This window comes from Stutzerimonas sp. R40042, from assembly GCF_026642215.1.
In the GTDB taxonomy this organism is placed as follows: Bacteria; Pseudomonadota; Gammaproteobacteria; order Pseudomonadales; family Pseudomonadaceae; genus Stutzerimonas; species Stutzerimonas frequens.
This window is the reverse complement of record NZ_CP113258.1, coordinates 3,367,106-3,379,578: the sequence shown is the minus strand read 5'-3', so window position 1 is coordinate 3,379,578 and position 12,473 is coordinate 3,367,106. Positions and strand designations below refer to the sequence as shown.

At 62.6% G+C, this 12,473-nt stretch carries 12 protein-coding genes; 4 read left to right on the top strand and 8 right to left on the bottom strand.

Annotated elements, in window-relative coordinates:
* The first annotated feature begins 15 nt into the window (after positions 1-15).
* From OUY36_RS15990 to OUY36_RS15975, 4 genes are read left to right on the top strand one after another with little or no spacing between them, the layout of a single operon-like run.
* Positions 16-447, top strand: coding sequence for a type IV pilus modification PilV family protein (locus tag OUY36_RS15990; protein WP_267935082.1), 432 nt, complete (start codon positions 16-18; stop codon positions 445-447).
* Between the two features lie 56 nt (positions 448-503).
* Positions 504-1,346, top strand: a complete 843-nt coding sequence (locus OUY36_RS15985) for a prepilin-type N-terminal cleavage/methylation domain-containing protein (RefSeq protein WP_166082520.1) — start codon at positions 504-506, stop codon at positions 1,344-1,346.
* Positions 1,336-1,752, top strand: coding sequence for a hypothetical protein (locus tag OUY36_RS15980; protein WP_041106890.1), 417 nt, complete (start codon positions 1,336-1,338; stop codon positions 1,750-1,752). Before OUY36_RS15985 ends, OUY36_RS15980 begins: the two co-directional genes overlap by 11 nt.
* Before the next feature lies 1 nt (position 1,753).
* A complete protein-coding gene (locus tag OUY36_RS15975) occupies positions 1,754-5,119 on the top strand; it encodes a LamG domain-containing protein (RefSeq protein WP_267935079.1) in 3,366 nt (1,121 codons plus the stop codon).
* A gap of 252 nt (positions 5,120-5,371) precedes the next feature.
* On the opposite strand, the gene OUY36_RS15970 is transcribed toward OUY36_RS15975, so the two are convergent.
* The 8 genes from OUY36_RS15970 to OUY36_RS15935 all read right to left on the bottom strand — a co-directional run bounded on the left by OUY36_RS15970 (position 5,372) and on the right by OUY36_RS15935 (position 12,300).
* Complete coding sequence (locus tag OUY36_RS15970; RefSeq protein ID WP_063542736.1) at positions 5,372-5,776, bottom strand: META domain-containing protein; 405 nt, start codon at positions 5,774-5,776, stop codon at positions 5,372-5,374.
* Positions 5,776-6,210 (bottom strand): hypothetical protein, encoded by a 435-nt coding sequence (locus OUY36_RS15965; protein ID WP_063542548.1) that lies wholly within the window; start codon positions 6,208-6,210, stop codon positions 5,776-5,778. Before OUY36_RS15965 ends, OUY36_RS15970 begins: the two co-directional genes overlap by 1 nt.
* A gap of 95 nt (positions 6,211-6,305) precedes the next feature.
* Positions 6,306-7,112: a dienelactone hydrolase family protein gene (locus OUY36_RS15960; protein ID WP_267932904.1), complete on the bottom strand. Its 807-nt coding sequence runs from the start codon at positions 7,110-7,112 to the stop codon at positions 6,306-6,308.
* 170 nt (positions 7,113-7,282) lie between these two features.
* A complete protein-coding gene (locus OUY36_RS15955) occupies positions 7,283-7,984 on the bottom strand; it encodes an ABC transporter ATP-binding protein (protein ID WP_063542550.1) in 702 nt (233 codons plus the stop codon).
* Positions 7,985-7,986: 2 nt separating this feature from the next.
* Entirely contained in the window at positions 7,987-8,754 is a 768-nt protein-coding gene (gene livG / locus OUY36_RS15950; protein ID WP_063542552.1) for a high-affinity branched-chain amino acid ABC transporter ATP-binding protein LivG, read from the bottom strand.
* Entirely contained in the window at positions 8,751-10,007 is a 1,257-nt protein-coding gene (locus tag OUY36_RS15945; RefSeq protein ID WP_063542554.1) for a high-affinity branched-chain amino acid ABC transporter permease LivM, read from the bottom strand. Before OUY36_RS15945 ends, livG begins: the two co-directional genes overlap by 4 nt.
* Positions 10,004-10,927, bottom strand: a complete 924-nt coding sequence (gene livH, locus OUY36_RS15940) for a high-affinity branched-chain amino acid ABC transporter permease LivH (RefSeq protein ID WP_063542556.1) — start codon at positions 10,925-10,927, stop codon at positions 10,004-10,006. Before livH ends, OUY36_RS15945 begins: the two co-directional genes overlap by 4 nt.
* 254 nt (positions 10,928-11,181) lie before the next feature.
* The gene (locus OUY36_RS15935; RefSeq protein WP_063542558.1) at positions 11,182-12,300 is read right to left on the bottom strand and encodes a branched-chain amino acid ABC transporter substrate-binding protein; all 1,119 of its coding nucleotides are present in this window, start codon (positions 12,298-12,300) and stop codon (positions 11,182-11,184) included.
* Positions 12,301-12,473: the final 173 nt, after the last annotated feature.

Genomic DNA, 12,473 nt, shown 5'->3' with positions numbered 1-12,473 from the left:
ACCGAGGTACCAGCCGTGATCCGACCTCAACGCGGCATGACTCTGGTCGAGCTGGTTATCACTATCGTCATCATCGGCATCGCCGCAGCGACATTGTTTTCCGCCATGGCCAGCATCACCGCGCGCTCGGCCGATCCGCTGCTGCGCCAGCAGAGCGTGATGATCGCCGAAAGCTATCTGTCGACGGCGCTGGCGTTGCCCTACGCGCAGTTGAGCAGCGCGGCGCAATCGCCCGCTGCCCCGCGGAATCTTGCTGGCGAACCGGTTAACGAACTGGCCGGCTACTCGGTCGCGCTGTCGGTCGATGGTGCTGCCAAGCTGAACGGTGTTGACGCCACCCGCATCGAGGTGACGGTGACCGATCCGCAGAACCAGTCGTTACAGCTCTCCGGTTGGCGCACCTGCTACGGCGAGTACGATGCGGCGGGGAATGACCTATGCCTCTGATGCGAGCGCCGGGGCGCCAGCACAGTCGGCGAGAAGCGCCCTTTGCGGGCGCTGGCTTGGCATTCTCCCGCAAGGGCTTCAGGCAAACCGTCGGCAGTACCAATGGGTTCACGCTGGTCGAGCTGATCATGGTGATCGCGCTGGCCGGACTCGTTGCGGTGATGGTCGGTACGGTCATGTCGCGGCCGTTGCTAGGCTTCGCCGACAATAGTCAGCGGGCCGAACTGACCGATCGGGCGGCGATCGCGCTCAACCGGATGGCGCGCGACATTCGGCTAGCCGTACCAAACTCCGTCCTTGTAGCCAACACGGGCGATGAAATCAGGCTCGTTCCGATTGCGGCCGCAGGACGCTATCGGGCCAATCTGCCTGTGTCCGATGGGCCACGTCAGGATCCACCGGCCTGTACGCAGACATCCGGCCGCTGCGTGATCGATATCCTCAGCCCGATAGCGCCGGCAGATAGCGGAGAAAACAAGCATTGGCTGATTATCTATAACACCGGTTCGCTCGTCGGGCGCCCCGAGCCCGTCGATGGGGCGGTTTCGCCGATTTCACCCAAGTCCTTCACCTGGAAGAACGGCGTGCTTGAGGCTGACCTCTCGGCTTTCCGCTTCGAGTTTGCCTCTCCGCAACATCGGTTTTTTCTGGCCGACCGGGTCGTCGGCTATCGATGCCGAAATGGTTCGCTGGTGCGCGCTGAATTTGGCGAACTGGCCGCGTCTGATTATTCCGGTGCCGCCACCTTGGTCGATCGTGTCGATTGCGGCCAGAGCGAGTTCAGCTACGACCCCGGCAACAACACGCGCAACGGCCTTGTGACGCTCAAACTGGTACTGACTGGCGCTGGCGGAACCATCACCCTCTTGCAGCAGGTCCAGGTCGATAATGCGCCCTAATTCTTCCTTCCTACAGGGTCGCCAGGGCGGCTTCGGGCTAGTCGCCGCGATGTTCGTCATTATCGTCATCGCCGGCGCGGTCGCGGCCATGGCGCGGATGTCCGCAACCCAGAGCGCCACCAGCAGCATGGCGATCCAGCAGGCGCGGGCCTATCAGGCAGCGCGGGCCGGGATTGAGTGGGGGATCCATAGGGCAATGGCCGATCTTTCTTGTGAAGATCAGTTCATGCTGGAGGGCTTCAAGGTAGAGGTGAAGTGCGACAAGTCCGCTACTACCGTTTCCCTGCCTGAGGAAGACCGTAGCCTGCGCTTCATCTCGCTGCAGGCCAGCGCACAATACGCCTCGCCGGGCAGCCCGGATTATGTGTATCGGCAGTTGAGTGCCGTCGTGGAAAAGGATGACTGACATGCCCGAGAGAACACGGGGCAGCTGGCGGAGACTGGCGGGCTGGATGCGGGTGAAAACATCGTCGCTCGCGGTGCTCTGCTTGCTCGCTATTGCCTGTCTGGGCAGCCCAACCGCGTCGGCGGCGCTCTGTTCAAATGTCTTTCCCCAGGACGCAACGCCCGACACAGGTTCGACACTAGACCTTGCCGTAATGGATCGCCAGGCCTACGGTCCCTTTCCCTCCCGCGGCGCGGCGTACGCCACGGCTGGGGATTATTTCTACAACGCTGGCAAGCTGGACAATGGCAAGACCATCTCGGTAACGGCCGGCCGGCCTGTGCGGATGTTCGTCGATGGCGATCTCGAGCTCGCGCCGCATAGCAGAATCAACCCGAACGGCTCGGCGTCCGACTTGCTGATTGTCGTGCGCGGCAATCTGAGCATCGGCACCAAGAACGATATCAATGCCTTGGTGTATGTGACCGGCGATGTCACCGCCAATCCCAGCGCCCACATAGAGGGCGCCCTAACAGCCGAAGGCAGCATCGATACCAAGGTCAAGGACACCATTACCTACGACGAGGTGGCCGCCTCGGCCTTTGCTCAAGGCGACCTTTGCCAGGATTCGGAGAACATTCCGCTCTACCTGCGCTTCGACGAGGCGAGCTGGGGCGTACCGGCCAATACCGGGCGAGGGGCGTTCGACATCCAGGTGCTTGGCGGGGCGGTTACCGCCGGGGTTGACCCGGCCTGGCCCGTGGATCGTCTGGGCGAAGGTACGTGTCGATATGGGCGATTCGATGCGCCCGCAAGCGCGGTATGGGTACGAGATCACGACTCACTTGATCTCAAGCGTGAATTGAGTGCGAGTTTCTGGCTCAAGGTGGAGGCAACGCCGAGCGGTAACGTCGCCGTATTTACGAAGGGAGCTACATACAGGCTTGAGTTAGATAACCAACGGCGGTTGGTACTAACTTCGCGAGCACCTACCTGGTTCGGCGGAAGGGCTTTGACCGTTGAATCTGGTCCACTCCCGATTGGTAAGTGGGTCCATGTAGGCTTTCAGCTCAAACTAACGGTCGTCTTCTTAGGCATAGACAGGCTAGAAGGGGCACTCTATTTGGATGGAACTGCCGAGTCGGTATCCAGTGAGACATTCTTGTTTGGTTCAACTCCGAACGACACTGCGCCTCTTGTCATCGCAGGTGATCCAAGTGGTCTGGTCGGATCGATCGACGAGGTTCGGTTACAGCAAGGGCTTTGGACAATAGATGACTACAAGAGGCAGATGGCAGCGCGCCATTGGTGTGGCACGCCAGCAAGCATTGATCACTTCGAGTTCATCACCAGTGCCTTGGCACATACCTGCAGCCCCCAAACCGTCACGCTTATGGCCTGTACCAACGTAGCACCCGGGGCCTGCCAGCCCTACCGGGGTGACGTATCGGTAACGCTCAGGGGGGAGGGTTGGCTCGGCGGCAATCAGCAGACGCTCAGAGGCGGCATAGGGACCTTTAAGCTGCAGGGGCTACAGCTGCAGATGCCCTTGGCCGTCCACGCTTCAGAGCCCGATGCCTTTAGATCGACACTTTGCCGCATTGGCGATGCACCGCTTTCTTCCGACTGCCTGCTGAACTTCGCGCAGAGCGGCTTCATCTTCGATGTTCCGGATATGCAGGCCGGTCGCGGGCAGTCAATTGTGCCCATGCGTGCGGTCATCGACGTCGGTGACGAAGGAAGCCCACGCTGCGAGCCGGCGTTCACCGACAGCACGCGTGAGGTGCGTTTCTGGAGCAGCTTCGTCACTCCGTCAGTCAGCGAGCTGTCGGACAGCTCGAAACCGGTTCAGGTGAATGCCGAATCGGTCGGGCAGAACTTTGCAGAGGCTCGGCCGTTCGCGCTTCGTTTCGATCAGAACGGCGCCACCTCGCTCGACGTGAACTACGCCGAAGCCGGCCGAATGCTGCTCAACGCCTACTATCCGGGCAGCGCGGAGGAGGGTGACAGCGGGCCGATGAGCGGCAGCGATGACTTCGTTTCTACACCGGCGGGGTTCTGCATCGAGCCATCGCAGACCTGCTCGGCGGGAGACAGCAGCTGCGATGTGTTCCGAAAGGTTGGGCAGGCGTTTTCAACAACGATCAGACCGGTAACCTGGCGTGCCGATGGCGAAATATGTAAGGCGAGCACGACAAGAAACTATCGACAGGATCAGCTGCAGCTTCGCCCGGTGGTGTTAGCCCCCTCTCCGCTTATCGGTGGGGTGGTTGGACGGGTGCTCGCACCGGTAGACGGGCACTACGATCATCTGCCATCCGGATCGCCAGCGAACTGGGATGGAACGGTTGTCCAGGATGTTGCGCTCTCGGAGGTTGGCGTTTTTCGCCTGCGCGTTGAGCCGCCTCCCTATCTCGGCGTGGCAGTGCCAGCCAGCGATTCGGCTCCGATCGGGCGGTTCATCCCGCGATACCTGAAGGCAAGAATCGAGGGCGCGCTGAAGGCGGGGTGCGGCGTGTTCAGCTATCAGGATCAGCCAGTCGCCGTGACTACGCCGCCTGCGCTGACGATCACCGGCTACGGCGTTGCCGACGGGGCGGAGTACCGCACCGAGAACTACGATTTCGATGGCTTCTGGGGCTTCGCTAGCAGCCCAGCCCCGAGTTGGTTGGCGGCTGACGGGAATCTGGACCTCACCCCTCGACTGGACCAGGGAAAGGGCATGCCGGAGGCGCTGACCTGGAAGACCGTCAAAGACCTCGTGCCCAGCCAGAGCGGGGATAACGACGGTGACGGGCAGCGCACCTATACCTGGGATGCGGGTTGGTTACGCTACCTTCGCGCTGAGCAACCGGATGCCGATGATCATCCATTCCAGATGCTCTTGCGCTTCACTGCGCAAGAGCTGACCGACAGAGACGGTGTCTGTAACGGCAGCGGTTGCCAGGATTCCGAGGCAATCCTGGATCAAAGCGAGTTCCGCCTGGGCCGGCTGCGCATCGGCAACGGCCATGGCTCGGAGTTGCAGGACTTGAGCCTGCCTTGGGTCATCGAGACCTGGCAGGCATCGAATATCTTTCTCCCTGAAGGCGGTGATACCTGCAGTGCTCCGATTTGGGGGGACGCGCAGGCATTCGAACAGGTGGGCAACCTGGCGAGTAAGAGCCTTCAGATCGACGGCGGACAGACGGGGTATGAAGGCAGCCTGGTGATCGGTAGGCCGGAAGCCACCGGCGAAGCTCGTATCGGGTTTCCCGATGTGCCGGAATGGCTCTGGTATGACTGGCAGGGCAAGGGGCGCGAGGCGAGTCGGGGCCTTGCCAGCTTTGGTATCTACCTTGGCCCGCGACCTTTGATCTTCCGTCGCGAGATCTACCGCGGTATGTGAGCGGCTCAGTGAGCGGCCGTCGGGCGTTACGAATAAAAGAGGGGATTCCCGGCCTGCCTGTACCGAGGTCCCCGAAACTGGTCGCTAGAGTCTATGCACTGCGTGTGCCAGTTTCGTTTCAGTCTCGGTGGCCTGGCCAAGGGCGCGATCTACCTGGCGGCGGTCGCGCTGCCACGATTGCTCGGCGGGTCGAGGTAACGGTCCTTGCTAGGATTCGGTGCAGCGCCGACGGCTGTGCCCGATTGTGGCGCGTCAGTTCTGGTCGGGCCAGAAGCGGATCGGCGCGCCCTCTGCTGGCCACAGGCGCAACTGGTCGATGTTCGACACGTCCCAGCGCTCGACTCGGCTGAGCAGATCGAGGAAGCGCTGCTCCTGCTCCATGAGCTCTGGCATGCACATCTTGCGCGTGCTGCCGATGTTCTCGAAGCGCAGGGTTTCACCTTCCAGGTGATAGCTGGCGAACCAGTGGTTGCAGCCGGCATTGCCGTAGGCGCGCTCGGCCGAGAGGGTCAGCGAAACCGGCGTGCGGCCGACCACCGCTTCATCACCAATCCACTCGGCGACGTAGGTGACGTCGTTCTGCAGTGTCAGCGGTTCCACGGCGCAGCCAGAGGCGGCCAGCGTGATGGCGAGCAACGGGATGGTGTAGCGGTGCATCATCGAGCTTCCTTGCAAGTGGGGCAGAAATGCTGACCGTCCCGGCTGGCCCAGCCGAGTTCGGCGATACGGGCTTCGGCAGCCGGGGCCTGTGCGGTTGCACCGAGTGCCGCGTCGACGGCGAACTCGAAGGCCAGCTGTTTGCCGCAGCCATTGCAGTCGACCTGCCAGTTATGGATTGCCAGCTCGCGAAATACCGGCCCGCTGGCCACGGCCATCCATTGCCCGGGCGGGTTGATCAGGTGACGGACCTTTTCAACGGTCAGCCGCTGGGAAAGGTCGCGGCTGCCCTTGAGGGTTACCAGCAGGGTGTCGCCGCTGCGAATCGAACCGCCATTGCCGGTGACCTGATAGCGGCCCGGCGCCAGTGCGCGGCATTCGGTGAGCGTGTGGGCGGGGTTGAGCAGGGTGTAGCGGAAGTCGTGTTCGGCCATGACTCGTGTTCGACGCTGAGTTGTGCGTGCAATGCTAGCACGAGCCCCGGCGGCAGGCGCGCCGCCGGGACGAATCGAGCGTGAGGGATCGAAGGTCACTGTGCCGGAGCGGGGTTCGACTTGCCGAAGGTGTCCTCGAAGAAGCGCTGCATGTCGCGCCAGGAGCGTTCGTCCGCGGCTTTCTGATAGGCCACGTCGAGGCCGTTCTTCTGATGGGCATCGGCACCGGGGTTGGTGAAACCGTGCTTGGCCCCCGGCAGGCTGACGAACTGGTAGTCGGCGCCAGCCTTGACCATCTCGACGTTCAGCGCGGCGATGTCATCGCTGCTGATCATGCTGTCTTCGGCACCATGCTCGACCAGCACGCGCGCCTTGACGCTGCCCGGCGCGGCGCGGGTTTCGGTGGCTAGCGCGCCATGGAAGCTGACCACGCCGTCCAGTGGCACGCCCTGGCGCGCCATGTCCAGCACCACCTTGCCGCCGAAGCAGTAGCCCACCGCGCCGAGCTTGTCGGTTTCCGTCTGGGCCTGCTCCTTGAGCAGGTCCAGCCCGGCATTGAAGCGGCCTTTGGCCGCATCGGCGTCCTTCAGGGCGGCCTGCATGAAGCCCATGGCGTCCTTGGGGTGCTCGGTGTTTTTGCCTTCGCCGTACATGTCGATGGCCAGGGCGCTGTAGCCGAGTTCGGCGAGGTCGCGGGCGCGTTGCTTGGCGTAGTCGTTCAGGCCCCACCATTCGTGCACCACGACGATGCCGGGGCGCTTGCCTTCGATGGCGTCGTCGTAGGCGTAATAGCCGATCATCTTGGTGCCATCGGCAGCGGTGTAGGGGATTTCCTGGGTTTGTACCGCGGCGTTGGCAGTGACGCTGGCAGCCATGAGCAGGCCGAGTAGGCAGTGGCGCATCATGAGGTCTCCTTGACGGGCATCAGGTGAAAGAGGCGGTTCGACGAAGAATAGCGGGTGTTCGACTGTGCGCGCAGCGCCCGGGTTCGTCTGCGACGCGATGGGGATGGCTGAAAACGAAAAAGCCCCGCCGGCTGGCAGGGCTTCGTTCGTCGAGTATGGTTGTGGTGTCAGCCGCCCAGGTAGGCGTCGCGCACCTTCGGATCGGTCAGCAGATCCTCGCCGCTACCCTGCATGACGATGTGGCCGTTCTCCAGCACGTAACCGCGGTCGGCCAGCTTGAGCGCCTGGTTGGCGTTCTGCTCGACCAGGAACACCGTTACGCCATCCTCGCGCAACTGTTCGATGATCTCGAAGATCTGCTGGATGATGATCGGCGCCAGGCCCAGCGATGGCTCGTCGAGCAGCAGCAGCTTGGGTTTGCTCATCAGTGCGCGGGCAATGGCGAGCATCTGCTGTTCACCACCGGACATGGTGCCGCCGCGCTGCTGATAGCGCTCCTTGAGCCGCGGGAACAGGCCGAGCACCTTGTCCAGCTGCTCCTGGAAATCGGCCTTGCCGGTGAAGAAACCGCCCATGGAGAGGTTCTCTTCAACGGTCAGACGAGCAAAGATCCGCCGCCCTTCGGGTACCACGGCAATGGCCTTGCGCATGATGTCGCAGGTCTGCTGGCCGACCAGCTCTTCACCCTGGAAACGGATGCTGCCGCTGGCCGCCTGCGGCGTGCCGCAGAGGGTCATCAGCAGGGTCGACTTGCCGGCACCGTTGGCGCCGATCAGCGTGACGATTTCGCCCTGTTCCACCTGCACGTTGATGTCGTGCAGGGCCTGGATCTTGCCGTAGAAGGTCGAGACGTTTTCGAAAGTCAGCATGCTTACGCCTCTCCCAGATAGGCTTTGATCACGTCCGGGTTGTTGCGGACCTGCTCGGGCGTACCGTTGGCCAGCGGGGTGCCCTGGTTGATCACGTAGATATGGTCGGAAATGCTCATGACCAGCTTCATGTCGTGCTCGATCAGCAGCACGGTGACACCGTGCTCGTCGCGCAGCATGGCGATCAGCGCCTTGAGGTCCTCGGTCTCCTTCGGGTTCAGGCCGGCGGCCGGCTCGTCGAGCATGAGGATGCGCGGGCGCGTCATCATGCAGCGGGCGATCTCCAGGCGGCGCTGCTGGCCGTAGGCGAGGGTGCCAGCCGGGCGGTTGGCGATATCCGTAAGGTTCACCTGTTCCAGCCAGTGTGCAGCGAACTCCATCGCCTCGCGCTCGCTCTTGCGAAACGCCGGCGTCTTGAACAAGCCGGCAAGGAAGCCAGTGTTCAGGTGGCGGTGCTGGGCCACCAGCAGGTTTTCCACCGCCGTCATGTCCTTGAACAGGCGGACGTTCTGGAAGGTGCGCACCACGCCCTGGCGGGCGATCTTGTGGCCGGGCAGGCCGTGGATCGGCGTGCCGTCGAGGAGAATTTCCCCCGCGGTCGGCTGATAGAAGCCGGTCAGGCAGTTGAACACCGTGGTCTTGCCGGCACCGTTGGGGCCGATCATCGATACCACTTGCTTGTCATGTACCTTCAGCCCCACCTCGTTGACAGCCAGCAGGCCGCCAAAACGCATCATCAGGCCGCGTACTTCTAGAATCGGGCGGCTCATTGCTTCAGCTCCAGGTGTGGGCGTTGCATCGGCAGCAGGCCTTGCGGACGCCAGATCATCATCAGCACCATCAGGGCGCCGAACATCAACATGCGGTATTCGCTGAATTCGCGCATCAGCTCAGGCAGCAGGATCATCACGATGGCGGCGAGGATCACCCCGAGCTGCGAGCCCATGCCGCCCAGCACGACGATGGCGAGAATGATCGCCGACTCGATGAAGGTGAACGACTCCGGCGAGACCAGCCCCTGGCGTGCAGCGAAGAAGCTGCCGGCGAAGCCGGCGAAGGTCGCACCGAGGGTGAAGGCCGAGAGCTTGATCACGGTGGGGTTCATGCCCAGGGCGCGGCAGGCGATCTCGTCTTCGCGCAGGGCTTCCCAGGCGCGGCCGATCGGCATGCGCAGCAGACGGTTGATCACGAACAGGGTCAGCAGCACCAGCAGCAGGGCGATCAGGTAGAGAAAGATCACCTTGTTCACCGAGTTGTAGGCCATGCCGAAATACTCGTGGAACGTCTGCATGCCCTCGGCGGCGCGGCGGTCGAAGGACAGGCCGAACAGCGTCGGTTTTTCGATGCCGCTGATGCCGTTCGGGCCGCCGGTGAGATCGGTCATGTTGCGCAGCAGGATGCGGATGATCTCGCCGAAGCCGAGGGTCACGATGGCCAAGTAGTCACCGCGCAGGCGTAGGACAGGGAAGCCGAGCAGGAAGCCGAACAGTGCGGCCATGGCCCCGGCGATCGGCAGCGCGGTCCAGAAACCGACCCCGTAGTAATGCGAGAGCAGCGCGTAGGTATAGGCGCCGACGGCATAGAAACCGACATAACCCAGGTCGAGCAGGCCGGCCAATCCCACGACGATGTTCAGGCCGAGGCCGAGCATCACGTAGATCAGGATCAGGGTGGCGATATCCACCGCGCCGCGCGAACCATAGAACGGCCACGCCAGCGCGAGCACGATCAGCCCCAGAATGATCCAGCGCTGGGTCGACGGCAGGGTAAGGAAGCTACCGGCACCGGCTGGCACGCTCGGCAGGCTCGGGCTGGCCGCCCAGCCGGCGGCCAGATGGGTGCGGAACAGTTGCCAGACGAACATGGCCACCGCGCAGGCGGCGATGATCCAGAAGGTGCTCGCCTCGGCGCCATGCACTTCGACGCGGATGCCGACGGTGGTGAGCTTCAGGCCGAACACCGGCACCGCCACGGCGATGACCAGCAGGGCGCTGAAGAAGGCTGTACGAAGATTGCCGGTCATACCTTTTCGACCTCCGGGCGGCCGAGGATGCCGGTGGGGCGGAACAGCAACACGAGCACGAGCAGGCTGAAGGCCACCACATCCTTGTACTGATCACCGAAGATGTCGGCACCGAAGGCTTCGGCCACGCCGAGCACCAGACCACCGAGCATGGCCCCGGGGATGCTGCCGATGCCGCCGAGAACCGCGGCGGTGAATGCCTTGATGCCGGCCAGGAAGCCGATGTGCGGGTTGATCACGCCATACTGCATGCTGATCAGCACCGCCGCGACGGCAGCCAGAGCTGCGCCGATGACGAAGGTCAGGGCGATGATGCCGTTGGTGTTGATGCCCAGCAGGTTGGCCATCTTCAGATCCTCGGCGCAGGCGCGGCAGGCACGGCCCAGGCGCGAGCGGGAGATGAACAGCGTGAGGCCGTACATGGCGGCGAAGGTGACCACGAAGATCAGGATCTGCATGTAGGAGATCACCACGCCATTCATGGTGCTTTCGCCGAAGACCAGATTGCCCGGCATCAGGTTGGGGATGGCCTTGTCCTTGGAGTCCTGGGCCAGCAGCACGACGTTCTGCAGGAAGATCGACATGCCGATCGCCGAGATCAGCGGGATCAGCCGGTTACTGCCGCGCAGCGGGCGGTAGGCGACCCGTTCGATGCTGTAGCCGTAGGCGCTGGTGACGATCATGGCCGCGACGAAGGCGCCGATCATCAGGATTGGCAGGGCATCCAGGCCCATCATCGACAGGCCGACAATGGCGATGAACGTGACATACGAGCCGATCATGTACACCTCGCCGTGGGCGAAGTTGATCATGCCGATGATGCCGTACACCATCGTGTAGCCGATGGCGATCAGCGCGTAGGTGCTGCCAACGGTCAGCCCGTTGATCAGCTGTTGTAGGTAGTGGTAAAGCTCAGGCATCACTGCTCTCCGAAGTCCCTGCAATTCCATCCGGTCTGGCTGCGCTGCCCACGTCGAACACACCGCCCACCCTGGCGCGGCGCCACTGCGGTACGGCCCCCTGCGGATCACGCACGGCGCCGGTTCGAGGCGGGCCTGCTGTTCAGGCCGCTCGCTGGATTACAGGTATGGCAAGACGGCCCGGTGCTTGTGGCTGGGCCGCCCGCTAAAACAAAGCCCACAAGCGAGTGTGGGCTTTGCGAGGCTGATGGAAATTACTTGGCTTCGGTCTTGGTGCCGTCCTGGTGCCATTCATAGACGACGAAGTTGAAGTTCTTCAGGTCGCCTTTCTCGTCGAACTCCAGGACGCCGGTCGGGGTATCGAAGCTGTTGCTGCGCAGCGCTTCGGCGACCTTGTCGGTGTCGGTGCTGCCCGCCTTCTCGATGCCTTCGGCGATGACCTGAACCGCAGCATAGGCCGGGAACACGAACGGGCCGCTCGGATCCTGCTTCTTGGCCTTGAAGGCCTCGACCAGTTCCTTGTTGCGCGGATCCTGGTCGAAGGATTTCGGCAGTGTCACGTACATGCCTTCGGAGGCCGGGCCGGCGATGGCGGAGATTTCCGAGTTGCCGACGCCTTCCGGACCCATGAAGCGTACGTTCAGGCCCTTTTCCTTGGACTGGCGCAGCAGCAGACCCAGTTCCGGGTGGTAGCCGCCGTAATAGACGAAGTCGACGCCTTCACGCTTGAGCTTGGCGATCAGCGAGGAGAAATCCTTGTCGCCGGCATTGATGCCTTCGAACAGGCCGACCTTGACGTTCTTGCTTTCCAGGGTCTGCTTGACGGCAGTGGCGATGCCTTCACCGTACTGCTGTTTGTCGTGGATGACCGCGACGTTCTTCGGTTTGACGTGGTCGGCGATGAAGTTGCCGGCGGTCGGGCCTTGCAGGCTGTCGAGGCCGATGGTGCGGAAGATCAGTTCGTAACCGCGGGAGGTGATGTCCGGGCTGGTGGACGCCGCGGTGATCATCAGGATGCCTTCGTCCTCATAGATGTCGGATGCCGGCTGAGTGGAGCTGGAGCAGAGGTGGCCGACGACGAACTGCACTTCGTCGTTGACGATCTTGTTGGCTACCGCCACGGCCTGCTTCGGATCGCAGGCGTCGTCGTAGCGAACACCCTCGAGTTGCTGGTCGTTCACCCCGCCGGCCTTGTTGATCTGCTCGATGGCCATTTCGGCCCCGATGAACTGCATGTCCCCGTACTGCGCCACCGGCCCGGTTACCGGCCCTGCCAATCCGATGCGGATGGTATCGGCGGCCAGGGTGTAGCTGGCTGCGCCGGTCAGTGCCATTGCCAGGAAAATTTTCGAAAGACGCTGCTTGGTCTTCATAAGTGCTCCACTTGCATCGTTATTGTTTGAATCCTGCGGGCCGGAGAGCCGTTAAGAGGCGAACATCCCGAAACGCTCCGGCAACTGTACCGGCACAGTGTAGAAGTGTCTCCTCCGTTTGCACAGCCGGCAGATTCAACCGTTTGATGGGAATTGGGGCGCGGGTATCATGG

Bases quoted from the DNA above. Each gene is read 5' to 3' on its own strand.
- OUY36_RS15980 (WP_041106890.1), top strand. From the start codon at position 1,336: ATGCGCCCTAATTCTTCCTTCCTACAGGGTCGCCAGGGCGGCTTCGGG.
- OUY36_RS15975 (WP_267935079.1), top strand. From the start codon at position 1,754: ATGCCCGAGAGAACACGGGGCAGCTGGCGGAGACTGGCGGGCTGGATG.
- OUY36_RS15970 (WP_063542736.1), bottom strand. From the start codon at position 5,776: ATGCACCGCTACACCATCCCGTTGCTCGCCATCACGCTGGCCGCCTCT.
- OUY36_RS15965 (WP_063542548.1), bottom strand. From the start codon at position 6,210: ATGGCCGAACACGACTTCCGCTACACCCTGCTCAACCCCGCCCACACG.
- OUY36_RS15960 (WP_267932904.1), bottom strand. From the start codon at position 7,112: ATGCGCCACTGCCTACTCGGCCTGCTCATGGCTGCCAGCGTCACTGCC.
- OUY36_RS15955 (WP_063542550.1), bottom strand. From the start codon at position 7,984: ATGCTGACTTTCGAAAACGTCTCGACCTTCTACGGCAAGATCCAGGCC.
- livG (WP_063542552.1), bottom strand. From the start codon at position 8,754: ATGAGCCGCCCGATTCTAGAAGTACGCGGCCTGATGATGCGTTTTGGC.
- OUY36_RS15945 (WP_063542554.1), bottom strand. From the start codon at position 10,007: ATGACCGGCAATCTTCGTACAGCCTTCTTCAGCGCCCTGCTGGTCATC.
- livH (WP_063542556.1), bottom strand. From the start codon at position 10,927: ATGCCTGAGCTTTACCACTACCTACAACAGCTGATCAACGGGCTGACC.
- OUY36_RS15935 (WP_063542558.1), bottom strand. From the start codon at position 12,300: ATGAAGACCAAGCAGCGTCTTTCGAAAATTTTCCTGGCAATGGCACTG.